Below are 22,063 nucleotides of genomic sequence, written 5' to 3'. Positions count from 1 at the left end.
AGCATGCGCGCGGTCCGGTTCGACTCCTTCGGGGCCACCCCCTACCTCACCGACGTGCCGGAGCCGGTCGCCGAGCCGGGCGGCGTCGTCATCCGGGTCGAGGCGACCGGCCTGTGCCGCTCCGACTGGCACGGCTGGCAGGGGCACGATCCCGACATCGCCACGCTCCCCCACGTGCCCGGGCACGAGTTCGCCGGCGTCGTCGAGCAGGTCGGCGCCGGGGTCGAGCGGGTGCGGGTCGGCGAGCGCGTCGTGGTGCCCTTCGTCTGCGGCTGCGGCACCTGCGAGGTATGCCGTGCCGGCCACTCCCACGTCTGCCCCCGGCAGTGGCAGCCGGGCTTCAGCGGGCCGGGGTCGTTCGCCGAGCGGGTCGCGATCCCGTGGGCCGACGCCAACGTCGTCACCCTGCCCGACGGGGTCGGTTTCGACGTGGCCGCGGGGCTGGGTTGCCGGTTCGCCACCGCGTACCGCGGCATCGTCGACGTGGGCCAGGTGGCCGAGGGTGAGCAGGTGGCCGTGATCGGGTGCGGCGGGGTGGGGCTGGCCGCGGTCATGGTGGCCGCGTCCCGCGGTGCGCGGGTCGTGGCGGTCGACGTCAGCCAGGATGCTCTGGCGCTGGCCGCCGAGGTCGGGGCCGCCGTCACCCTGGACGGGTCGTCCCCGTCGCTGGTCGACCGGGTCCGCGACGCGACCGGCGGCGGGGCGCACCTCACCGTGGACGCCCTCGGTCTGGTCGAGACGGTCCGCTCGGCGGTGCTGAGCCTGCGGGTGCGCGGCCGGCACGTGCAGATCGGGCTGCTGCCGCCGGTGGTGGTGCAGGACCGGGCGACGGTGCCGATGCACGTCGTCATCGCCCAGGAGCTGCAGGTGCTCGGCAGCCACGGCATGCCGGCGCACGACTACCCCCGGCTGCTGGCCGACATCGCGGCCGGTCGGTTGGAGCCCGAGCGCTTCCTCACCCGGACCATCGGCCTGTCCGAGGCGCCGCAGGCCCTCGCTGCGATGAGCGGGGCTGCGGCACCGGGTGTGACGGTGATCCGCCCGGGGGCGGACCGGTAGCGGCGTCGGCCGGGCCGTCCCCGTCAGCCGCCGGTGCGGCCCCGGGCGTAAGGTGAGGGACATGTCACCCATCCGCGTCTCCGTCCTCGACCTGCTCCCCGTCCGCTCCGGCCAGACCACCGCCCAGGCGCTGGACGCGGCACGCAGCCTGGCCCGGGCCGCGGACGAGGCGGGTGCGCACCGGTACTGGCTGGCTGAGCACCACAACACCCTGTCCGTGGCCTCGACGAGCCCGCCGGTGACGATCGGGATGCTCGCGGCGGTCACCCGCCGGATCCGGTTCGGCTCCGGCGGCGTCATGCTCCCCAACCACGCCCCGCTCGCGGTGGCCGAGCAGTTCGCCCTGCTCGAGGCCGCATACCCGGGCCGGATCGACCTGGGGCTCGGGCGGGCCCCCGGCACCGACCCGGTGACCAGCTGGGCCCTGCGCTCGGGCCTGTCCGAGCAGGACCAGGTGCAGCGCTTCCCGGAGTACGTCCAGCAGGTGATGGCCTTCATGTCCCCCGAGGGGGCCGCGGTGCAGATCGGCACCCACCAGCACGAGGTGGTCGCGACGCCGCGGGCCGGTGCGGCTCCGCCGGTGTGGCTGCTCGGGTCCTCGGACTACTCCGCACGCCTGGCCGCCCAGCTCGGACTGCCCTACGTCTTCGCGCACCACTTCTCGGGCCGGGGCACGGAGCAGGCGCTGGAACTCTACCGCTCCGCCTACGCCGGCGAGGGTGAGCCGCAGACCTTCCTGACCGTGAACGCCGTCGTCGCCGGCACGACCGAGGAGGCCCGCCGCCTCGCGCTCCCCTTCCAGCACATGATGGCGAGCCTGCAGGTCCCCGGGCCGATGCAGCGCCGACCGCTCATGACCGTGGAGGAGGCGGAGGCCACGCCCCTGCCGCTGCCCAGGCCGACCTTCGAGGCGGTGACCGCCTCCTGGCTGGTCGGCACGGCCGAGGAGGTCGCCGCCGGGGTCCGCGAGCTCGCGGACCGCTTCGACGTCGCCGAGGTGATGGTCCAGCCGGTCGCGGGGGCGTATGACGCCGACCCGGTCGACCGTGACCTGCACCGGGAGCGCACGATCGTCGAGCTGGCGCGACGTCTGACCTGACCCCACCCGGCCTGCCCGTCCGTCCGCCTGCCTCCCCGCCGGTGACCGTCGCTCCAGGTGTGGGCCGGGGCGATGTCTGCCAACCTGGGGTGCGCGCCCGACCCCGGGCCGCACCGCCGAGCACAGGAGGACACCATGGTCTACCAGGTCGGATACTTCATCGGGAGCCTGTCGTCGACGTCGATCAACCGGACGCTGAGCAAGGCGCTGATCCGGTACGCCCCGGACGACCTGGAGTTCACGGAGATCTCGATCAAGGACCTGCCCCTCTACGCGCCGGAGTACGACAAGGACTACCCGCCAGAGGGCCGTGCCCTCAAGGAGGCGATCGCGGCCTCGGACGCGGTCCTGTTCATCACGCCGGAGTACAACCGCTCCATCCCGGGCGCCCTGAAGAACGCCCTGGACTGGGCCTCCCGCCCCTACGGAGAGAACTCCTTCGACCACGTGCCGGCCGGGGTCATCGGCGCGTCGCCCAGCGGGCTCGGGACCGCGCTGGCCCAGCAGAGCCTGCGCGGTGTCCTGAGCTACTGCAACGCCCGGCAGATGACCTCCCCCGAGGCGTACATCGCCTTCGACGCGGACGTCTACGGCGAGGACGGCGAGGTCAGCGACGAGTCGCTGCGGAAGGTCCTCACCGACTACATGCAGGAGTTCCGCGACCACGTCGAGCGGGTGCTGACGGTCCTGCCGCGCGACACCTGACCGTTCGTCGTCAGGCGGGGCCGCCCGCGGTCCCGCCGGCGGGCTCGGGGTGCTCGCCGAAGCGGTCCCAGTCGCCGAAGGCGGGCCGGGCGCGCCAGTGGCCGGAGACGTCAAGGTCGCGGTACTCGGAGATCCGGGCGTCGGGCTGCGGCTTGACGACCTCCCGGCAGGTGGCGGTGCCGTCCTCCCGGAAGACCCAGGACTTGTGCGCCACCGCCTGGGAGAACGTCCGCGGCCGGGTCGCGTCGTCGGGGTAGACGTAGACCGCGTAGCCGTTCATGAAGAGACGGTCATCGCCCTCCCGCTCCGAGAAGTCGAAGATCTCGACGGTCGAGCCGAACTCGTCGTACTTCAGGACCCGGAGATGGGTGCCTCCGGGCTGCATGCTCAGGGTGTAGTCCGGCACGGTCCGACCGTGCGTGATCCTGCTCACCGAGAACTGGGGGCCCTCCCGGAAGCGTTCTCGCGCGGTCGCCTCGTCGATCTCCTCGACCGGGTGGCCCCGGCGGACGTTCCACTTCAGGCCGTAGCGGTAGGTCATGGCGTGCACTCCTGCGATGTCGGTGTCGGCATGGTCTCAGCTCGCCCAGGTGGTGAGCTCCGGACGCGCAACCTTCCCGGTCGCCGTTCTGCGTGGCCGGCGCGGGCCTGCTCAGTCTCCCGCCAGCTTCTCCAGACGCGAGCGGAGCAGGCCGCGCCGGTGCGCGTTGCCGTGCAGCGCGACATACCGGTCGGTGAAGACGGACAGCAGCACGTCGTCGAGGCGGCGGACCGCGCCGGGCGGGTAGCGGTAGCCCATCCGGGTCTCGATCGCGGCGAGGTCGACGGTGCGGAGCAGCTCACGGAGCTCGGCGAGCGAGGTGATCCCGAGCTCGAGCAGCAGCCCGGACACCCACGCGTAGTGGTCGGTCCGTGACCAGCCGGCGTCGGCGAACTGACCGGCCAGGAAGGCGGACAGCTCCTGCGTGCCGATGCGGGGGTCGTCGTCCGCTTCCTCGACCGGGGGCGTCGACTCCTCGCGGAGGCGGTCGCGGATGGAGGTGAACTGCTGGTCCGCCAGCTCCAGCAGCCCGGCGGCAAGGGTGAAGCGGCGGTCGAAGTCGGGGGCGTGCGCCTCCGGGACCGAGCCCTTGTAGCGGATGTCGTGCTCGAACTCGGCCCACGCGTGCTGCAGCACCGTCCTGATCTGGACCGAGGCGCGCCGGCCCTTCATGGGTCCCCTCGCCTTCTCCCGCACCGGGTCCAGACCGATGAGCAGGTGGCGGCTCGAGTAGCCCCACCGACCCTCGGCCGCCGTCTCCCGCCCCATGTCGCGGTCGTCGAGGACGACGAGCTGGTCGGCGAGGAGCTCAGCGACGGCCTGCACGTCGGCCAGGACGTAGGTGATGATCCGGATGCCGATCTGGTCGGTCACGTCCCGCCCCGGGTCGGGGTAGACCAGCCGGCCGTCGACGCGCCGCGCGAGCTTCCCGGCGTAGGACTCGACCGTCTTGGTGCGGCCGCTGACGTCGAGGTAGTTGATGCCGGCGTCGTCCAGCAGCTGGGTCACGAGGGTGAGGTAGGCGTCGGTCGCCGCACGGTACTGCTCGTGGTCGGTCGCGTAACGCTGCGCTGCCCGTCGGATCCGGGGCGGGTCGGAGGACGCCATGGGGACAGCCTGCCTCATCGGTAGGGTGGGCAGGGACGGCTCACCAGGGGGTCGGGGACCGGAGGAGAGGTATGTCGAACCTGCGCAGGGGACTGGTCGGGGGGCTCGCGTCGCTCGCCGTGGTGGGCACGAGCGTCGGGCTGTTCCTCGCCCAGGCACCGGAGCACGCCGCGTCCGAGGTGGTCGTGGACGACACCGCCGAGATCCTGCACGAGCCGACGCTGCGGGCCGCGGTGGAGGACGTGCGCTTCCACGAGCCGACCACGGTGGCGCTCTTCACCTCCCGCGGCGGGGCGGCCGCCGCGACCGACGACCGCGCCCTCAACGACGCGGTCCTGGCGCACGCGCGGGAGTCGCGCACGGAGTGGCTCAGCGCCGACGGGCAGACGTGGGCCGACGACCTCTACATCTACGCCGTCGACCCGGAGGGGCGCCTGGTCGGCACCTACTTCGGGGAGAACCGCAAGGTCGGGCAGGACAGCCAGCTGGAGATCCAGGACGCGACCAAGGACGACCTGCGCGCCGGCCGGTGGACCGAGGGGGCGGTCGTCGGGGTGGAGGCCGCGGCCGCCCGGATGAACGCACCCTTCCTGCGCACGACGGGCGGCGGTGTCGCCGCCGGGGCCGCCTCGCTCGCGACCCTGGTCGCCTCCGGGGCCTACCTCGGGGTCGGCCTGCGCCGGGCGGGCCGCAGCCGGGAGGCCCGCGCCGAGGGTGACCGGCGGATGGCTGCCGTCGTGCGGGACGCCGAGGTGACCGAGCTGCACGCCCGCCTCATCCCGGACGGCACGCGCTACGGCGGGGCGATGCTGCGGCGCTACGACGACTACGCCCGCGGGGTGCGGGAGCTGACCGAGCTCAGCAACGAGGCCCGGTCGATCCCGGAGCGGGACTACGACACCAAGGAGTCCGTGGCCAGGCTCACCGCATACCGTGACAAGGCCCGGGCCCTGGACGAGCTGGACGACGTCATCGCCGGCACCGCGACCCTCCTCAACCTGGACTCCGCCTGGCCCGAGGTCTGGGAGCGCGAGACCGCGCCGCTGCGGCGCGACCTCGAGGCGGTGGAGCCGCTGCTCGGCGAGGAGCTGCCGGACGCGGCCCGGGGGACGGCGGAGTCACGGGCGCTGCGCAGCTTCGCCAGCCGCGAGCTGGTGAGGCTGGACCGGATGCGGGCCGAGCTGGAGGCTGGGGAGGTCACCCCCGACGACGCCCTGGACCACCTGCGCGCCACCCGCGACCAGCTGAGCAGCCTGCTCGACGACCTCGCCGGGGTCGTCGCCCGCACGTTCAGCGAGGACGAGGACGAGCAGCGCACCCTCGCCGAGGCCATGCGCACGGGCCGCTCCGGCCACCCCGCCGAGCCGACGATCGTCAGCACGGCCCACCCGGCCTGGACATGGTACGCCGTCAGCTCCTTCCGCAGCGGCTACTCCACCGGGACCAGCGAGGTCGAGCAGGCCCGGTCCGCCACCTCCGGGTCCACCTCCGGCTACAGCGGCGGCGGCAGCTTCAGCGGCGCGGGCAGCTCCTCCCGCTTCTGACCCCGCCGGTGCGAGGCCCGCACGTCGCGGAGCCCGCACCACCCCGCCCCGTCCACATCCCGCCCCACCCCCCGGCCGGCACATGTGTCACATTCAACGTTCGGGCGATGAATGTGACACAAGAGCCGTGCACAGCGATCCGTCCGCACCTTCACCAGCGGCGGAGACGCCTACGACGCCTTCATGGGCCGGTACTCCGTCGCCCTGGCCCCCCTGCTCGCCGACCTGGCCGGGGTGTCGGCCGGGCAGCGGGCGCTGGACGTGGGCTGTGGCACCGGGGCACTGACGAGGGAGCTGGTGGCGCGGCTGGGCACCGACCGGGTGGCCGGGTGCGACCCCTCCCCCGCCCAGCTCGCCGCCTGCCGGGCCGCGCTGCCCGACGTGGACCTGCGCGAGGCGCCCGCCGAGACGCTGCCGTGGGACGACGACACCGTCGACCTCGCCCTGGCCCAGCTGGTGCTGCACTTCGTCTCCGACGCCGAGCGGGCGGTCCGCGAGATGTCGCGGGTGGTCGTGCCCGGCGGGCGGGTGGCGGCCTGCGTCTGGGACTACGAGGGCGGGATGGAGATGCTGCGTGCCTTCTGGGACGCCGCCGAGTCGGTGGACCCGGACGCCCCCGGCGAGCTGGGGACCATGCGCTTCGGCCGCCCGGGACAGCTCACGGCCCTGCTGTCCGGGGCCGGCCTCACGCACGTCGCCGAGGAGCACCTCACCGTCACCTCGGGGTATGCGGACACCGACGAGCTCTGGTCCACGTTCCTGCTGGGCGTCGGGCCGGCCGGTGCCTACCTGGTCGCCCAGCCGGAGGACCGGCGCGCCACGCTGCGCGCGGCATACCTCGACCGCCTCGGTTCGCCGCAGGGGTCCTTCACGCTGCGCGCCGTGGCCCGCGCCGCCGTGGGGACGGTGCCCGCAGCCTGAGGTCCCCGCCGCTGCGCCCCCACCCGCCGTGCCCTGCGTTGCGGTCCGGCCCGGTGACTGGTGTCCTTGCCCGATGAAGGTTCTCGTCACCGGTGCGACCGGTTATGTCGGTGGTCGGCTCGTCCCTCTCCTGCTCGCCGAGGGACACGAGGTGAGGACGACCACGAGCGACCCCTCCCGGGAGGGGCCGTGGTGGTCCGAGCGGGTCACCACCGTCGAGATGGACGTCGCCGACGCCGGGCAGGTGGACGCGGCGGTCGAAGGGGTCGACGCGGTCTACTACCTCATCCACGGCATGGGGGGCGGCAGCGACTTCGCGGGCAAGGACCGTGCGGCCGCCCGCAACGTCGCGGACGCCGTCGCCCGGCACGGCACCTCGCGGGTGGTCTACCTCTCCGGGATCGTGCCCCCCGTGGAGGAGGACGAGCTGAGCGACCACATCCGCTCCCGGCTCGAGGTCGAGCAGGTGCTCGCCGACTCACCGGCCATGGTGCTGTCCCTGCGGGCGGCGGTGCTGCTGGGCAGCGGGTCGACATCCTTCGAGATCATCCGCCAGGTGAGCGAGCGGATGCCCGTGCAGACCGTGCCCACGTGTGATGAACTCCGACGTGCAGCCCATCGCGGTCGTCGACGCCCTGGCCGCGCTCGTCGGGTCGCTGACGGCCGACGTCCCCTCGCGCAGCTACGACATCGGTGGGCCGGAGCGGCTGCCCTACGCCGAGCTGCTCGACCGTTACGCCGACCTCGCCGGGCTGGAACGACCGCAGGTCGAGGTGCCGTTCCTGCCCACGGACCTGGTCGGCACCCTCGTGGGCTCCCTCACCGACGTGCCGACCCCGACCGTGGAGGCGCTCGTCGAGAGCCTCCACCACGACATGGTCTGCGGCGAGGACGACTTCCTGCGCGACCTGCTGCCCGAGGGGCATCAGCTGCTCGGGCTGGACGAGGCGATCCGGCGCTCGCTGGCCGACCAGAGCGCCGCAGGCCACGCGGACCCGGACGTGGCGGACCCGATGGGCCCGATGCCGCAGGATCCGTCCTGGGCCTCCGGCGGTGAGGACCGGCCGGTCCTGGCCAAGGCCGTCGACGTCGCCCGGGACGCGGTGGAGCGGCTGCAGCGCTGAGCCGACGGGCACCGACGGGCACCGACGTCTGGCGGAGCTCCCCTCAGGCGCGCTGCCACGCGCGTGCCGTGCGCGGCGCGCCGTCCGGGCGACTAGTTGACATGTCACACACGCCTCCCCTACGCTGGATCTTGAACGTGACACGTCAACTTAAGGAGTCATCATGGGCCTGCTCGACTGGTTCAAGAAGTCCACCCCCGCCACCACCCCGTCGACCTCGGGCGCCGACACCGCCGCCCCGGCCGCCACCGGCACCCTCGTCGCCGAGGTCCCGGCCGCCGACGAGCTCACCGGCACCTGGACCATCGACCCGAGCCACACGAGCATCGGTTTCGTGGCCCGACACGCCATGGTGACCAACGTCCGCGGCAGCTTCGACGAGGTCGAGGGTGTCGGTGTGCTCGACGCCGCCGACCCGTCCACCTCCTCGGTCACGGTGACGATGAAGGCCGCCAGCATCAACACCGGCAACGCCGACCGCGACGGCCACCTGCGCTCGGCCGACTTCTTCGACGTGGAGACCTACCCCGAGGTCCGCTTCGTCTCGACCTCCGTCGTGCGCGGCGACGCCGACACCTTCACCGTCACCGGCGACCTCACCATCAAGGACGTCACCCGTCCGGTCACCGTCGACCTCGCCTTCACCGGTGTGGCCCGCGACCCCTTCGGCAACCTGCGCGCCGGCTTCGAGGGCGAGACCTCGGTCAACCGCAAGGACTGGGGCCTGGAGTGGAACGCGGCGCTGGAGACCGGTGGCGTGCTGGTCAGCGAGAAGGTCAAGCTCGTCTTCGACGTCTCCGCCATCAAGGCGGCCTGAGCCGCCCTGCCCCTGGCAGGCCGAAGCACCCGGCTCAGGCGTCCAGCGCCCGCCGCACCAGCGCCAGGGCCTCCTGCGGGTCCAGACCGAGCGACCGCACGGTCTCGGCATACCGCTCCGCCGCCGCCCGTCCCGAGGCGGCGGCGGAGGCCGCCCTCCCCGCGGTGACGGTGGAGCGCACGAACGTCCCTGACCGGCCCCGACCCTCCAGCACGCCGTCGGCCTCCAGCTCGCGGTAGGCCCGGGCGACCGTGTTGGCGGCGAGGCCGAGCTCCCCGGCCAGGGCGCGCACCGTCGGCAGCCGGTCCCCCGGAGCGAGGCTGCCGTCGCCGACGCCGGCCAGGATCTGCGCCCGCAGCTGGGCGAAGGGTGGGTCCGGGGACTCCGGGTCGATCCGCAGCATCACGCCTCCCCCGCCGGTCCACCGGGGAGCACCTCGTAGGCCAGGTGGACCACGCCGGAGGAGAACCGGTACTCCTCCTCCAGCCTGAGGTCGAGGTGCAGGCCGGCGGGCAGCCACGGCGTGCCGCCTCCCACGACGACGGGGGCGACGTAGCACTCGACGCGGGCGACGAGGCCGGCACGGAGGGCGTGGCCCGCGAGCTCGGGGCCGCCGATGCTGACCTGGCCCTCGGCCTCCTCGACGAGGCGTCGGACCGCGCGAGGATCGAAGCGCCTCTCCAGACGGGTCCGCGCGGTGCCGACCGAGGCCAGGGTGCTCGAGTAGACCACCTTGGGCCGGCCCCGCCACTGCTCGCCGTAGACCCTCTCCACCTCCGTGGCGTCCGGCCCGGTGCCGTAGGTCTCCCACACCTGCATCACCTCGTAGAGCCGGCGCCCGTAGAGCTCCACGCTCACCTGAGCGTCGCGCTCGTTGAGGTAGGCGTGCACCTCCTCGTCGGGGGCGCTCCAGTCGAAGTTGCCGTCGGTGTCGGCCACGAACCCGTCGAGGGAGCCGATCGAGACGTAGACGAGCTGCCCCATACCCTCAGCCCTTCCTGCCGGGGAGCACCAGCCCGAGGTCGAGGAACCGGGCCAGCGACCGCAGCTCCACCTCGACCGCCGAGCGGACGCTGCCGGACCACGGCGCGTCCTCGTGCAGCCTATCGACCCGCAGCACGCCATCCTCGCGGTCGGCCCGCGCGTCGACCTTGCCGACGAGCCGGTCCAGGTGCAGCACGGGCAGCGCGTAGTAGCCCCAGATCCGTTGCGCGGCGGGCTTGTACATCTCCAGCGCGTAGTCGAAGCCGAAGATCTCCTCCATCCGCCGCCGGTCGAGGACGAGCCGGTCCAGGGGGGAGAGCAGGGCGGTCCGCCCCGAGAAGGGGGTATGCAGCAGCGCCGGGTCCACCCGCCACTCGCCGCGGACGCCCGCCACCCGGGCCGGCTCCCCGACCTCGCCCACGTCCAGCGGCTCGACCGGGCATGCAGGGCCCTTGACGCGGGCGAGGCCGAGGGCGCGCAACCGTCGCCGGGACCGCTCGGCCAGCGCCTGCTCCAGCGGCACGGGCGGCTCGTCGGGGTGGATGCGGGCCGCCAGGTCCCAGACGCGCTCGCGCCCCAGGCGGTGGGAGACGGCGACCTCACCGCGCTCCTCCAGACGCTCCAGCATCATCGGGACGTTCTTGGTGTCGTTCCACCCGGACGAGCGCCAGTCGACGGCGAAGTCGGCGGACAGCTCCCGCGCGGGCAGGGGACCGTCGGCCCGCAGCTGCTCCAGGATCTCGTCGCGTGCGTGCCGGTTGGCGTGCACCCAGCGCTCCTCGGCCACCCGGTAGGCCGGCGGGTCGGGCCCCGGCCACGCGGCCATCTCGGCGGTGAAGAGCGCGACGTCCCGGGCCGGGCGGAGGAATCCGCGGATCTCCACGAGCCGGCCCGACCCGATCGCGTCCTCGATCGCCGCCCGGCTCACCCGGCTCCCGAGGCGGCTCCACAGGACCAGCTCGGCACTGGGGGCGACGTGGGCCGTGTGGTCGACCTGGACGGCCCCCAGGCCGGCGGCGGTGCCGATCAGGTCGTGCGGTCGCGGCCGCGCCAGCAGCTGGGCGCTCACCGCCAGCCGGCGCGCGTCGCGGGCCGAGAGCTCGATCACGGGCGTGGCATCCCCACACCCCCACGGTAGCGACGCTCCCGCGGGGCCGCGAGCGCGCGGGACAGGTGACGGGAATGGCCTCGGAGCGCCCCGGTCCCCGGCGGGAACTGGGTGGTCAGCGAGCCTCGGGCGGGCCGAGCGCGGGGTCCACGAGCACCCTGCTGGGCAGCACGCGGTGCATGATGTCCGAGACGCTCACCACCCCGTGGGTGCGGTCAGGTCCGGCCACGACCGTCAGCTGCTCGCCCCGCTCACGCATCCGCGCGAGCGCCTCGTAGACCGGGGTGCCGGGATCGAGGACGAAGGCGGGGCGCGCCAGCAGGCGGACCTGGTGGTGGGCGTCGTGCAGCAGCGTGTCGCGCACGTGCACCACTCCCGCCGCGCTCCCGTCGTGCGCCGCCAGCAGGATCCGCAGGTGCCCGCTGCCGGCGGCAGCCTCCTGCACCTCCGCGACGGTGGCCTCCACCCCGACGGCCGTCGGGTGCTGGTCCTCCGGCACCAGGTCGCCCAGGGTCAGCTGCTCGAGGTCGATCACCCGGTCGATCTGCCGCTGGAAGGCGCCCTCCAGGGTCCCCTTCTGCGCGGAGTGCTCGACGAGGGACCGGATCGTGTCGGCGTCCTGACCTCCCACCGCAGCCCGCTCCACCGGGGTGACACCGCTGGCGGCCACGAGCCGGTTGGCGAGGTTGTTGATGCCCAGCAGCAGCGGCCGGACGATCCACACGAAGGCCCGTCCGGGGGGCGAGACGAGCTTGGCCGCCCGCTCGGGGTGGGCGATCGCCCAGGACTTGGGGGCCATCTCCCCCACGACCAGGTGCAGGAAGGTCACGAACAGCAGCGACAGCGCGAAGGAGGTGCCACCGGCCACCCACTCGGGCACCCCGACCCCGGTGAGGAGCGGGCCCAGCCAGGCGTCCACCGCCGGCTTGGTGATCGCACCGAGGGCGAAGGTGGCTGCGGTGATGCCCAGCTGCGCCCCGGCCAGCATGAGCGTGAGCTCGTTCATCCCGCGCAGGGCGGACCGGGCCGAGCGCGACGTGGGCGCCTCCAGCTCCAGGCGGTGGCGGCGCGCGCCCAGCAAAGCGAACTCGATGATGACGAAGAAGGCGCTCGCGACGATGAGCGCGACCGTCACCAGCACCACGACGAGGGGGTCGGTCATCGCCGCTCCTCCTCGTCCTGGTCCTCGTCCTGGTCCTCGTCCTGCGGCTCCGCAGGCTCGGGGACCACCTCGTCGGCCGGCCGGGTGAGCAGGCGGACCCGGACCTCGCTGGGCACGTGCCGCTCCACCTCGAGGACCTCGACCGCGAGGCTGCGCAGCACCGGCTCGTCCGAGACGAGCTCGGAGGGGTCCTGCGGCAGCTCGACGGTCACCACCTCCCCGACGTCGGGCAGGTCACCGGTCTGCGCGATCAGCAGCCCCGCGACGGTCTCGAAGTCACCCTCGGGCAGCCGGTGCCCGACGGCACGCTCGACCTCGTCCACGTGCACGTCACCGTCCATCCGCCACTCGTCGTCCTCGCCGCCCAGGATCTGCTCCGGCATCTCGGCGTCGTGCTCGTCGGTGATCTCCCCCACGAGCTCCTCGGCCAGGTCCTCCATGGTCAGCACGCCCGCGAACCCGCCGTACTCGTCCACGACGCAGGCCAGCTGCTCGCCGGCCTCGTCCAGCTCGGCCACCGCCGCCGGCAGGGGCATGAGGGTGGGGACGATGACCGGTGGGCGCATGACCTCACCCACCGCGGTGCCGGAGTCCGCGGGCAGGCGCAGGATGTCCCCGAGCTGCACCACCCCCACGGCCTGCCCCTCACCGTCGACGACCGGGTAGCGGGTGTGGGCGTGCGCCATGAGGGTCCGCAGCTCGGCCACCGTCATGCCGGGGGTCACCGTGTCCACCCGGCCCCGGGGCACCATCGCGTGCTCCACGTCCTGGTCGGGGAAGTCCAGGATGCGGTCCAGCAGCATCGACATCTCCAGCGGCAGGTCGCCGCTGTCGCGGGAGTCGGCGACGATGCGCTCGAGGTCCTCGGCGGTCGCGCTGGTGTCGAGGTCGTGGATCGGCTCGATGCGGACCAGCCGCAGCAGCAGGTTGGCCGACCTGTCGAAGAAGGCGATCAACCAGCCGAAGACAGCCAGGTAGATCAGCGTGGACCGGGCCATCCACCGGGCCATCGGCTCGGCATTGGCGATCGCCAGGTTCTTGGGGTAGAGCTCACCGAAGAGCATCTGCACGACGGTCGCGACGGCCAGCACCCCGACGGTGCCGACCAGGATGCTCACGGACTCGGGCACCCCCGCCCCGCCCAGCAGGACGCCCAGCGCGGACCCGACCATGGGCTCCGCGACATACCCGACCATCAGGCCGGTCACGGTGATGCCCAGCTGGGCGCCGGACAGCATGAAGGAGGTCCGCCGCGTGACCTTCAGGGCCCTTTCGGCCGCCGCGTCCCCGCCGCGGGCGCGGGAGGCCAGCCGGTTGCGGTCGACCGACATGTAGGCGAACTCCTGGGCCACGAAGTAACCGTTCGCCGCGATGATCAGCAGGATCACCACGATCCCCGCCAGCAGGAGCAGGACGGCCTCGGTCATGCCGTCACCCACCGTCGGCGCGGGGTATGTCGGGGGCGGTCGTCAGCAGGGGCCGAGCGCGTCGTCACCGGGCAAGAATACCCAGGCTCAGGGAGCACCGGGCACGTGACCGGCGGCGTACTCGCTGTGGGGGCGGACGTCCAGGACGACCGCGTCCGCGTTCTCACGTCACTAGGGTGGGCCTGTGGACCTGCTCGGGCGCTACCGCGGCAGCGGCGCCGACCTGCCGTGGCAGGACCCTCGCCGCTCGCATCCGGGCGTCGCGATGGAGGGCTACTTCTGGCGGGTGACCGACGGTGCCGCCGGCCGCTCGCTCATCGCGCTGGTCGGCGTCAACCAGGGGCCGGACGGCCCCTGGGCCACGGTCGGGATGGCCAGCTCCGACGGCTTCCTGCGGACGGAGGCCCTGCCCGGTGCGGAGGCGGCGCCCGGTGGCCTCGGCGCCCGTGGAGGTCGCGGGGCCGACGGCTGGGCGATCGAGGGGACCGCGCACCACCTGCGGGTCGACCTCGGGGTGGACGCCCGGGTCGACCTGCGGATCGAGCCCCTGCACCGGTGGCCACGGCTCCTCGGCGGGTCCAGCGTCTTCCACGCGGTGCCCCGGCTCAACCAGTACTGGCACCCCTGGCTGCTCGGCGGCCGGGCGAGTGGCACCGCGGTCGTCGGCGGGCGGACGTGGACCCTCCGGGGCGCCCAGGTCTACGGCGAGAAGAACTGGGGGGCGGAGGGCTTCCCCGACGCCTGGTGGTGGGGGCAGGCGCACGCCTTCGCCGAGGCTGAGGCGTGCGTCGCCTTCGCCGGGGGTCAGGTCCACGCCCGACCGCTGGGTATGCCGTTGCGCACCGAGGTGACCGCGCTGGTCGTCCGCCTCCCCACGGGTCGGGTGCTGCGCCTCGGGGACCCGGTGGTCACTCCGGTGCAGGCCGAGGTCGCCGACGACTCCTGGCGGCTGCGCGGGGTGGACCGCGTCAACGGCTGGCAGGTCGAGGTCGACGCGGCCTCTCCCCTGCCGGAGGCGCACGTGCTGCCCGTACCCCTCCCCTCGCAGGCGCGCAACACCCCGGGCGCCCTGGAGCACCTCGCCGGGACGCTCGAGGTACGCGTGGCCCGGCGCGGACGACCGGTCTGGCGGGGCACGTCATACCTGGCCGGCCTGGAGCACGGAGGGCTGGCGCGGGCGGAGGCCGAGCTGGCCAGGCGCGGTGGCCGGCCCGAGCCGGTGCGGTGAGGGGACGCGCGGCCATGCCCCCGACCCCTGACTCCCCCGACTCCCCCGGCCCTCCCGCCGCCGAGGACCCGGCTGCGCGGCTCGCCGCGGAGCGCACCGCCGTGCAGCAGCGTCTGGTGCAGCTGGAGGTGGACATGCGGGGCTTCTTCGAGGCGTCCCGCGACTCCAACGCCGACGACGAGCACGACCCCGAGGGGCAGACGATCGCCTTCGAGCGGGCCCAGCTGGCGGCCGTGACCGCCCAGGCGCGGCGGCACCTGGCGGAGGTGGAGGCCGCGATCGCCCGGGTGGAGGAGGGGACGTACGGCCTCTGCGAGCAATGCGGCGAGCCGATCGCCCCCGGACGTCTCGAGGCCCGACCAACCGCGCGGACGTGCGTCCGTCATGCCTGAGGGGCCCGAGGATCGCGACCTCGTGCCGGAGGACCTCTTCCGAGGGTTCCCGCAGGGACTGGCGGTGTGCCGCGCGGTGCAGGACGCCGTGGCCGCGATCGGCGAGGCGGGCGTGCGGGTCACCAAGAGCCAGGTCGCCTTCCGGCGCCGCCGCGGGTTCGCCTACGTCTGGCGCCCGGGACAGTACGTCCGCAGCGACGTGCCCGCAGTGCTCTCCCTCGCCCTGCCGCGCGAGCTGGTCTCCGCCCGCGTCAAGGAGGTCGCCCATCCCTCGCCCGGGGTGTGGGTGCACCACGTCGAGCTCAGCGCTCCAGCGGAGGTGGACGACGAGGTCGTCGGCTGGCTCACGGAGGCCTGGGCGGCCGGCTCCGGGCCGGGTCGTCAGCGGGAGTCCGGCTCCTGCTCCTCGTAGCCGATGAGCCAGGACAGGCCGTAGCGGTCGACGACCTGGCCGTCCGTGGCCCCCCAGGGGCGGGTCTGCAGGTCGTCCACGACCTGACCGCCCTCGGCGAGCCTCGCGAACCACTCGTGCAGCGTCGCGGGGGGCGCGGCGCCCAGGAGGGAGAGCAGCAGGCCCTCGCAGCGGAACGGCGCCTGGTCCCCGGTCGCGTCGGCGGCGAACAGCGTGACCGGTCCCCCCGTCAGCTCACCGTGGGCGACGGCCTCCGGCGGACCGTCCGACCTGCCGAAGTCGGCCAGGGAGTGCACCTGCGCCGTTCCGCCGAAGACGTCGGCCCAGAAGGTCAGCGCCTCGCGGGCGGTGCCGGGCAGGAAGAGGTAGGGCGCCAGTGCGGTCATCCGGGCAGCCTAGAGGTCCGCCTTCGCGCTGGTGTCGCAGACGATCTCCCACAGGTGGCCGTCGGGGTCGCGGAAGTAGCCGGAGTACATGCCCCAGGGGCGTTCGTACGGCTCCTCGGTCCAGGTGGCCCCCGCCGCCAGGGCCTCGGCCAGCGCCGCGTCGACCTCCGACACCGTCCCGACGATCTGCCCGATGCTGAACTCTCCGCTGCTCGGCGGGCCGACCGCGACGTTGGCGTCCTTGGCCAGCTCGGTGCGGGGGTAGAGGGCCAGCACCAGACCGCCCTCGAGCTCGAACATCGCGACGTCCCCCGCCGGGCTGCTCGCGTCCCCGGGGAACTCGGTGCCGACCACCCCCGGCGACTCCAGCCCGGTAGAAGCCGAGCGACCGGTCGAGGTCGGTCACGGCCAGGGTGATCACGTTGATGCGAGGGTGCACCACGCCTCCTCCGATGGTCGGCAGGACGGGTCGTGCCCCGGAGGGGCACGACCCCATACTGAGCCTGGTGCCGCGGGCACCGCCACCGGAGAGGAGGGACGGGACGCACGATGGCTGCTCAGCTCCGGCGACAGGTGCACAACATCGGGCGGCGTCGCGCCTGGGTGATCTGGCTGGTGGGCCTGAGCGTCTACACCCTGGCCGTCTTCCACCGCACCTCGTTGTCCGTGGCGGGGATCGTGGCCGCCGAGCGGTTCGACATCACCGCCGCCCAGCTGTCCACCTTCACGGTCCTGCAGCTGGCCGTGTACGCGGCCATGCAGATCCCCGTCGGCGTGCTCATCGACCGCTACGGGTCGAAGCTGCTCATGCTGGTCGGTCTCACGCTGATGACCGCCGGCCAGTTCTGGTTCGCCTTCGCCGGCACCTTCGAGGCGGGCGTCGCGGCCCGTGTCCTGCTGGGCTGCGGGGACGCCATGGTCTTCACCAGCCTCCTGCGGCTCATCGCCCTGTGGTTCCGCGTCAAGCAGGCTCCGATGGTCACCCAGCTGACCAGCATGGTCGGTCAGCTCGGGGCGGTCGCCGCCGCGACCCCGCTGGCGCGGCGCTGGCTCGCTTCGGCTGGACCTGGTCCTACGGCATCGCCGCCGGGGCCGGGGTCGTGCTGGGCATCGCGCTGCTGCTGCTCGTGCGCGACTCCCCCTACACCGGTGAGGTCGTCGAGCGCATCAAGATCCGCGCGCTGGCCCGGACCATGGCCGAGGTATGGGGCAACCCCGGGACCCGGCTGGGCCTGTGGGTCCACTTCTCCTCGCAGTTCGGGCCGACGGTCTTCACCATGCTGTGGGGCTATCCGTTCCTCATCGCGCAGGGTCTGGAGTCGACGGTGGCCAGCGGGATGCTCATCCTGATGACCGTGACCGCGATGGTGGCGGGCCCTCTCATCGGGGTGCTGACCAGCCGGGTCCCCTACCACCGCTCGTCGCTGGTCCTGCTCCTGGTGGCCGCCATCGCCCCACGTGGGCCGTGGTGCTGCTCTGGCCGGGCCCCGCACCCCTGTGCTGCTCGTGGTCATGGTGATGGTCACGGCCGTGGGTGGGCCGGGGTCGATGGTCAGCTTCGACCTGGCCCGCACCTTCCACCCCTCCGAGCGCTACGGCCGGCGAGCGGGATGATCAACGTCGGCGGGTTCGTCGCCTCCCTGATGACGATCGGGCTCATCGGGCTGATCCTGGACCACCGGTCCCCGGCGGTCCCGCGACCTACGAGCTGGCCGACTTCCGGGTCGCGATGGCGGTGCAGTTCCCGTTCTGGGCCCTCGGAGCCCTGCAGCTCGTCCGCTACCGCCGCAAGGGGCACGCGTTGATCGGCCAGCACCCCCGGGGCCATGCAGGCGCTGCGGGAGGGCCAGGCGCTGCTGCCCGGGCTGTCCCGCCCGTCTCAGCCCGACGACCCAGCCACCTGACGCCTGCGGGTCGAGACTCGCCCGCCCAGACCGACCTGATGGGTTCACATGCACCCTGGGAGGTCGTCCGGCCCGGCGTGTCGCGACCTTGCTCGCGCGCCCGAGACCGGGACGAGCGCTCAGCGCGCCGTCCCCGCCAGCGCCAGCCGAGCGGTTAGACATGGCAGATGTCCTCCGCCGAGAACGAGACGACCGGCACGGCCCGCCTACGACAGCTTCGCGGCCGCCTACGCCGCTGAGAACGAGTCGAGCCTCTTCAACGCCTACTAGAGCGGCCCGAGATGCTGCGTCTGGCCGGGGGACGTCTCCGGTCTGCGGGTCCTCGACGCGGGATGCGGCTCCGGGCCGCTGTCGGCGGCCCGCTCGACCGGGGCGCGGCCGTGAGCGGCGTCGACGGCGAGCGCGGCGATGGTCGACCTGGCCCGCCGCAGGCTGGGCGAGGAGGCCGACCTGCACGAGGCCGATCTCGGTGAACCGCTGCCCTTCGGCGACGCCGAGTTCGACCTGGTGGTCGCCTCGCTCGTGCTGCACTACCTGCAGGACTGGTCCGGGCCGCTCACCGAGCTGCGGCGGGTGCTGAGGCCGGGGGGTCGGCTGCTGGTGTCGGTGAACCACCCCGGCGCCTACACCATCGTCTACCCCCAGGCCGACTACTTCTCCGTCACGCAGTACACCGAGGACTACACCTTCGACGGGCGGGCGGCGGTGCTGACCTTCTGGCACCGGCCGCTGCACGACATGGCTGCGGCCTTCGCCTCCGCCGCTTCCGCATCACCGCGATCACCGAGCCGTCGCCGGCGCCGGACACCCCTCCGGAGCTGCTGCCGCCCCTGCGCGGGCGGGCCTTCATCGGCTTCCTCTTCTTCGCGCTCGAGGCCGTCTGAGCGGGGCGCGCACGAGACCGCACATACGCACCACTGCGTATGGTGCCTCCGTCGGCGCCGGTCCTACGGTCGACCGGGTAGGGACCATCGGGGCCCCTCCGACCTCACGGAGACTTCCATGCGCACCACGATCGCCACCGCCGCCGCCACCCTTCTCCTGCTAGAGGCGCGGGTGCCGCCACCGCCGCCCCGCCGAACGCGGAGTACCTCGACCTCGACTGCGACAACGGCCAGTCCTACACGATCTGGACGAGCGGCAACGGCCCCTTCACCCCCGGTCACCTCGTGGGTGAGCCCGGCGTGCTGCTGCCTCTCGCCTTCCTCGGCGGTGGCGCCGTCGCCGTGACACCGGAGGGCGACATCGTCGAGATCCAGTTCGGCGAGGCGGACTACAAGGGCAACGGCGCGGTCGCCGGTCGCAACCCCCGCCCACAGACGATCTGCTCCTACGAGACCTTCTTCATCCTCCCCTCCGACGACCCTGAGACGGGCCTGCCGGCGGGGACCCAGGTCACCTTCTACGGCGACGTGCTGGCCCAGCTGCCGGGGCGGTGAGCGGCATACCCTGCGCCGTCCTCACACGCCGAGGCGGCGCAGGGTCTCCTCGCCACCCATCGAGCGGATCGCGGCGGCGTCCCCGACGACGACCAGCTGGTCCGTGGCGCGCGAGAGGCCGACGTAGAGCCGCTCGCGGGACCGGTCGCGGGTGCCGTCCTCGTTGACGCAGAGCACGACCGCACGGCGCTCCAGCCCCTTGCAGCCCAGCACGTGACCGTAGAAGACGTCGTCGGACTCCCAGAAGGTGCGCCAGTAACCCTCCTGCTCCAGCTGCTCCTGGCGCGAGGTCTGCTCCGGGTGCCGGCTGCCGGTGGTGATGAGCGCGACGTGCTGCGTCGGCCAGCCGTCGTCGAGCAGCGCCTCGACCTCGTCGTCGGCCACGCCCAGCGCGTCGTGCGCCGAGGCCTGCACGAAGCGCACCTGCGGCCCCTCGCCGCCCAGCGGGCGCATCCGCATGGGGGCCAACGGGCCGAAGCTCTCGGCGATCTGCCGGGTGTTGCGCAGGTTGTGGTCCAGGACCAGCGGCACGAGGGCGACCGGGGGACGACCGAAGCGCTCGAAGACCTTCTGGTTCTCGTCGGAGTAGACGTAGAGCCCGCCCTCGTCGGGGTCCTTGAGCGCCGCGAGCAGCGGCACCCACCAGTCCTCCGCGAAGTCCTGCGCCTCGTCGACGATGATCGCGTCGAACTTCTTCCCCTCCGGCAGCTCGTCGGCCAGCTCCGCCATCCGCGCCGGCAGCTCCTTCTCCCAGAAGTCGGAGTCGTTGCGGTCGGCGTGGATCTGCGCCCCCCACGCCCGCGCGAGCTCCTCGAACCGGCCGATGAAGGCCGGCCGGGACTTGCGCAGCTCACCCTCGAAGGCCCGGTTGAACCACTCCCCCAGCCCGATCGAGTAGCACAGCAGCGCGACCCGTTGCGGTTTCTGCCCAGCGAAACCACGCGTGAGCTGCTTGGCCTGCGCCATCGCCAGCACGGTCTTGCCGCTGCCCGCGCCGCCCCGCACCTCGACCCGGTGGAGCAGGCGGGTGACCGACAGGATCATCGCCTGCTCCTGGGTGAGCCGGTCCGCGCGCGCCTCCCGGTCGTCGGACTCGGCAACCACGTCGCGCACCATGAGGCTCCGGCCGCTGAGGATCTCCACGACCAGGTCCACGTCGTCGCGGGTCGGCTCGCGCCAGTTGGTCTCCTGCGACCGGGCGACCGCCCGCACCCGTTGGGCCAGGTGCGGCTGGTCCTCCCGGCCGTGGATCATGTCGCGGCCGCAGTCGGGCAGGGAGAAGTCGTCGGGGACGCTGCTGTACGGCGTCACGACCGTGTGCGCCCACCGCACCCGGGTGCGGGAGGAGTCGCGCCAGCGGGGGTCGGCCTGGACGTACTCCCGCAGGGCGTGCTTGGAGCGCCGGGCCTGCCCGACCGGGTCGATCCTGCGTGACCGGCCCCCGCCGTGCTGCGACCACCGGCCGTCGCCGTCGACCTCCACGCTGCCGCCCTTGACCTCCACCACGACGAGGCCCGCCCCCGGCATGAGGACGACGAGATCGGCCTCGTGGTCCTGGTGGTGATCGGTCAGCCGGAGGTTCGCCAGGACGACGTCGTCGTCACCCAGGTTGCGCACGAGCCGCTCGCACACCTCCCCCTCCGCGTTGTTGACGAAGACCGGCTCCGCCGGGATCAGTCGCGCGCCCACGTCATACCTCTGCCTGTCCAAGCACCCTTGCTCATGACCGGAGCCTACGGGCGAGGTCCGACAGCGGCCGGCCTCACAGGCCGAGCATCGCCTCGCTGCGCTTCCACAGCCCTCGCGCCAGGTCCTCGTCGTGGACCTGCGGGTTGACCTTGCCGGGCTTGTTCCTCTCGTAGTACTCCCCCGACCGCCACGTCACCCCGGGGGTGCCCTCGGCGAGCCACACCAGCCGCCGGCCCCCCGTCTCGACGCTCGTCATGAGGTGGCGGATCGGGGTGTGGTAGGCGAACCGCATCACGCTGCTGGTGTCGTTGGCGAAGTTGGTCGCGATGCCGCCGGGGTGGAAGGCCGCCGCGCTGACGCCCTGGTCGGCGTACCGGCGGTGCAGCTCCTTGGTGAACAGCACGTTGGCCAGCTTGGCGTCGCCGTAGGCCTTGTTGGCGTTCCACGCCCGGCTGTTGTCCAGGTCGTCCAGGTCGATCCTCCCGAAGGCGCGATGCCCGATGCTCGAGGTCTGGATGACCTTCGCGTCCGCCTCGACGAGCCGGTCCATCAGCAGGTGGGTCAGCAGGAACGGTGCCAGGTGGTTGACCTGGAACGTCTTCTCGACACCGTCGACGGTCGTCTCCCGGGTGAAGATGCCGCCGGCGTTGTTGGCGAGCACGTCGATCCGCGGGTATGCCGTGAGCTCCTCGGCGAGGGCCCGCACCTGGGCGAGGTCGGCGAAGTCCGCGACGTGGAAGGGCGCGCCGATCTCCTCGGCGACAGCCGCGGTCTTCTCCGGCGAGCGCCCGACGACCACCACCCGGTGCCCATGCTCGGCGAGCTGGCGGGCAGCTGCGGCGCCGATGCCGTCGCTGGCGCCGGTGAGAACGATCGTCTGCTGGTCGGTCATGGGGGTCCTTCGTGTCGGGGTGCGCGGGACACGCTCCAGTGACAAGCACGGCGAGGCCCTGGTGCTTCCCTCGCGGCTCCGGACCCTGGTCTCGACCTGGCGGGAGCGCCGCCCAGGCCCTCC

General features: G+C 73.2%; 26 protein-coding genes and 2 pseudogenes. 15 read left to right on the top strand and 13 right to left on the bottom strand.

What is annotated here, in order from left to right:
- The first annotated feature begins 3 nt into the window (after positions 1-3).
- The 3 genes from E3Z34_RS05490 (at position 4) to E3Z34_RS05480 (ending at position 2,863) form a co-directional block, all read left to right on the top strand.
- On the top strand, positions 4-1,059 hold the full coding sequence (locus E3Z34_RS05490) for an alcohol dehydrogenase catalytic domain-containing protein (RefSeq protein ID WP_134772790.1): 1,056 nt from the start codon (positions 4-6) through the stop codon (positions 1,057-1,059).
- A gap of 61 nt (positions 1,060-1,120) precedes the next feature.
- Complete coding sequence (locus E3Z34_RS05485) at positions 1,121-2,158, top strand: LLM class flavin-dependent oxidoreductase (RefSeq protein WP_202977029.1); 1,038 nt, start codon at positions 1,121-1,123, stop codon at positions 2,156-2,158.
- Between the two features lie 135 nt (positions 2,159-2,293).
- The gene (locus E3Z34_RS05480) at positions 2,294-2,863 is read left to right on the top strand and encodes an NADPH-dependent FMN reductase (RefSeq protein WP_134774766.1); all 570 of its coding nucleotides are present in this window, start codon (positions 2,294-2,296) and stop codon (positions 2,861-2,863) included.
- A gap of 10 nt (positions 2,864-2,873) precedes the next feature.
- Here the strand turns inward: E3Z34_RS05480 and E3Z34_RS05475 are convergent, their stop codons facing one another.
- Both E3Z34_RS05475 and E3Z34_RS05470 read right to left on the bottom strand, forming a co-directional pair.
- A complete protein-coding gene (locus tag E3Z34_RS05475; protein WP_134772789.1) occupies positions 2,874-3,404 on the bottom strand; it encodes a hypothetical protein in 531 nt (176 codons plus the stop codon).
- 111 nt (positions 3,405-3,515) lie between these two features.
- Complete coding sequence (locus tag E3Z34_RS05470) at positions 3,516-4,511, bottom strand: GTP pyrophosphokinase (RefSeq protein WP_134772788.1); 996 nt, start codon at positions 4,509-4,511, stop codon at positions 3,516-3,518.
- A gap of 71 nt (positions 4,512-4,582) precedes the next feature.
- On the opposite strand from E3Z34_RS05470, the gene E3Z34_RS05465 reads away from it, so the two are divergent.
- The 3 genes and pseudogenes from E3Z34_RS05465 to E3Z34_RS20110 form a co-directional block, all read left to right on the top strand.
- Positions 4,583-6,055, top strand: a complete 1,473-nt coding sequence (locus E3Z34_RS05465) for a DUF5129 domain-containing protein (protein ID WP_134772787.1) — start codon at positions 4,583-4,585, stop codon at positions 6,053-6,055.
- A 183-nt stretch (positions 6,056-6,238) separates the two neighbouring features.
- A complete protein-coding gene (locus E3Z34_RS05460; protein ID WP_134772786.1) occupies positions 6,239-6,976 on the top strand; it encodes a class I SAM-dependent methyltransferase in 738 nt (245 codons plus the stop codon).
- Between the two features lie 73 nt (positions 6,977-7,049).
- Positions 7,050-7,448 (top strand): annotated as a pseudogene (locus E3Z34_RS20110) (NAD(P)H-binding protein); the annotation flags it as partial.
- Here E3Z34_RS20110 and E3Z34_RS18150 read toward each other — a convergent pair.
- Positions 7,364-7,567: a hypothetical protein gene (locus tag E3Z34_RS18150; protein ID WP_202977028.1), complete on the bottom strand. Its 204-nt coding sequence runs from the start codon at positions 7,565-7,567 to the stop codon at positions 7,364-7,366. The pseudogene E3Z34_RS20110 and the gene E3Z34_RS18150 sit on opposite strands and share 85 nt — an antisense overlap.
- 5 nt (positions 7,568-7,572) lie before the next feature.
- Here E3Z34_RS18150 and E3Z34_RS18145 point away from each other — a divergent pair, with 5 nt between their 5' ends.
- Both E3Z34_RS18145 and E3Z34_RS05450 read left to right on the top strand, forming a co-directional pair.
- Positions 7,573-8,100, top strand: coding sequence for a Rossmann-fold NAD(P)-binding domain-containing protein (locus E3Z34_RS18145; protein ID WP_202977027.1), 528 nt, complete (start codon positions 7,573-7,575; stop codon positions 8,098-8,100).
- Between the two features lie 163 nt (positions 8,101-8,263).
- A complete protein-coding gene (locus E3Z34_RS05450; RefSeq protein WP_134772785.1) occupies positions 8,264-8,917 on the top strand; it encodes a YceI family protein in 654 nt (217 codons plus the stop codon).
- A 34-nt stretch (positions 8,918-8,951) separates the two neighbouring features.
- On the opposite strand, the gene E3Z34_RS05445 is transcribed toward E3Z34_RS05450, so the two are convergent.
- The 6 genes from E3Z34_RS05445 to E3Z34_RS20105 all read right to left on the bottom strand — a co-directional run bounded on the left by E3Z34_RS05445 (position 8,952) and on the right by E3Z34_RS20105 (position 13,742).
- Positions 8,952-9,320: a GntR family transcriptional regulator gene (locus E3Z34_RS05445; protein ID WP_134772784.1), complete on the bottom strand. Its 369-nt coding sequence runs from the start codon at positions 9,318-9,320 to the stop codon at positions 8,952-8,954.
- Positions 9,320-9,901 (bottom strand): dihydrofolate reductase family protein, encoded by a 582-nt coding sequence (locus tag E3Z34_RS05440; protein ID WP_134772783.1) that lies wholly within the window; start codon positions 9,899-9,901, stop codon positions 9,320-9,322. Before E3Z34_RS05440 ends, E3Z34_RS05445 begins: the two co-directional genes overlap by 1 nt.
- A gap of 4 nt (positions 9,902-9,905) precedes the next feature.
- Positions 9,906-11,009, bottom strand: a complete 1,104-nt coding sequence (locus tag E3Z34_RS05435) for a DNA glycosylase AlkZ-like family protein (protein WP_134772782.1) — start codon at positions 11,007-11,009, stop codon at positions 9,906-9,908.
- Positions 11,010-11,124: 115 nt separating this feature from the next.
- A complete protein-coding gene (locus E3Z34_RS05430) occupies positions 11,125-12,171 on the bottom strand; it encodes a CNNM domain-containing protein (protein WP_134772781.1) in 1,047 nt (348 codons plus the stop codon).
- The gene (locus tag E3Z34_RS05425) at positions 12,168-13,598 is read right to left on the bottom strand and encodes a hemolysin family protein (RefSeq protein ID WP_134772780.1); all 1,431 of its coding nucleotides are present in this window, start codon (positions 13,596-13,598) and stop codon (positions 12,168-12,170) included. Before E3Z34_RS05425 ends, E3Z34_RS05430 begins: the two co-directional genes overlap by 4 nt.
- 87 nt (positions 13,599-13,685) lie before the next feature.
- Positions 13,686-13,742, bottom strand: coding sequence for a hypothetical protein (locus tag E3Z34_RS20105; protein WP_134774764.1), 57 nt, complete (start codon positions 13,740-13,742; stop codon positions 13,686-13,688).
- 40 nt (positions 13,743-13,782) lie between these two features.
- Between E3Z34_RS20105 and E3Z34_RS05415 the strand changes: the two genes are divergently transcribed.
- The 3 genes from E3Z34_RS05415 to E3Z34_RS05405 are packed head-to-tail and all read left to right on the top strand — an operon-like array spanning position 13,783 to position 15,630.
- The gene (locus E3Z34_RS05415) at positions 13,783-14,826 is read left to right on the top strand and encodes a tocopherol cyclase family protein (RefSeq protein WP_134772779.1); all 1,044 of its coding nucleotides are present in this window, start codon (positions 13,783-13,785) and stop codon (positions 14,824-14,826) included.
- A 14-nt stretch (positions 14,827-14,840) separates the two neighbouring features.
- On the top strand, positions 14,841-15,218 hold the full coding sequence (locus tag E3Z34_RS05410) for a TraR/DksA family transcriptional regulator (protein WP_238695366.1): 378 nt from the start codon (positions 14,841-14,843) through the stop codon (positions 15,216-15,218).
- Positions 15,211-15,630, top strand: a complete 420-nt coding sequence (locus E3Z34_RS05405) for a DUF5655 domain-containing protein (RefSeq protein ID WP_134772778.1) — start codon at positions 15,211-15,213, stop codon at positions 15,628-15,630. The genes E3Z34_RS05410 and E3Z34_RS05405 overlap by 8 nt, the downstream gene beginning before the upstream one ends.
- On the opposite strand, the gene E3Z34_RS05400 is transcribed toward E3Z34_RS05405, so the two are convergent.
- Together E3Z34_RS05400 and E3Z34_RS05395 are read right to left on the bottom strand one after the other, a co-directional pair.
- A complete protein-coding gene (locus tag E3Z34_RS05400; protein WP_134772777.1) occupies positions 15,600-16,016 on the bottom strand; it encodes a VOC family protein in 417 nt (138 codons plus the stop codon). The genes E3Z34_RS05405 and E3Z34_RS05400 overlap by 31 nt on opposite strands.
- Positions 16,017-16,025: 9 nt before the next feature.
- Complete coding sequence (locus E3Z34_RS05395) at positions 16,026-16,370, bottom strand: VOC family protein (RefSeq protein WP_238695365.1); 345 nt, start codon at positions 16,368-16,370, stop codon at positions 16,026-16,028.
- Between the two features lie 195 nt (positions 16,371-16,565).
- Between E3Z34_RS05395 and E3Z34_RS20100 the strand changes: the two are divergent.
- The 4 genes and pseudogenes from E3Z34_RS20100 to E3Z34_RS05380 form a co-directional block, all read left to right on the top strand.
- Positions 16,566-17,410, top strand: a pseudogene (locus E3Z34_RS20100) (MFS transporter); the annotation flags it as partial.
- Positions 17,411-17,474: 64 nt separating this feature from the next.
- The gene (locus E3Z34_RS18610) at positions 17,475-17,630 is read left to right on the top strand and encodes a hypothetical protein (RefSeq protein ID WP_238695363.1); all 156 of its coding nucleotides are present in this window, start codon (positions 17,475-17,477) and stop codon (positions 17,628-17,630) included.
- A gap of 698 nt (positions 17,631-18,328) precedes the next feature.
- Positions 18,329-19,150 carry a class I SAM-dependent methyltransferase gene (locus tag E3Z34_RS18605; protein WP_238695362.1) on the top strand — a complete coding sequence of 274 codons (822 nt, stop codon included), beginning with the start codon at positions 18,329-18,331 and terminating at the stop codon, positions 19,148-19,150.
- Positions 19,105-19,359, top strand: a complete 255-nt coding sequence (locus E3Z34_RS05380) for a hypothetical protein (RefSeq protein WP_134772776.1) — start codon at positions 19,105-19,107, stop codon at positions 19,357-19,359. Before E3Z34_RS18605 ends, E3Z34_RS05380 begins: the two co-directional genes overlap by 46 nt.
- Before the next feature lie 21 nt (positions 19,360-19,380).
- Here the strand turns inward: E3Z34_RS05380 and E3Z34_RS05375 are convergent, their stop codons facing one another.
- Together E3Z34_RS05375 and E3Z34_RS05370 are read right to left on the bottom strand one after the other, a co-directional pair.
- Positions 19,381-21,048 carry a nuclease-related domain-containing DEAD/DEAH box helicase gene (locus tag E3Z34_RS05375; protein ID WP_202977026.1) on the bottom strand — a complete coding sequence of 556 codons (1,668 nt, stop codon included), beginning with the start codon at positions 21,046-21,048 and terminating at the stop codon, positions 19,381-19,383.
- Positions 21,049-21,121: 73 nt separating this feature from the next.
- Positions 21,122-21,940 (bottom strand): SDR family NAD(P)-dependent oxidoreductase, encoded by an 819-nt coding sequence (locus E3Z34_RS05370; RefSeq protein WP_134772775.1) that lies wholly within the window; start codon positions 21,938-21,940, stop codon positions 21,122-21,124.
- Between the last annotated feature and the right edge of the window lie 123 nt (positions 21,941-22,063).

The organism is Ornithinimicrobium flavum (assembly GCF_004526345.1).
GTDB classification, from domain to species: Bacteria; Actinomycetota; Actinomycetes; order Actinomycetales; family Dermatophilaceae; genus Ornithinicoccus; species Ornithinicoccus flavus.
This window is presented reverse-complemented; position numbering and strand designations above follow the sequence as displayed.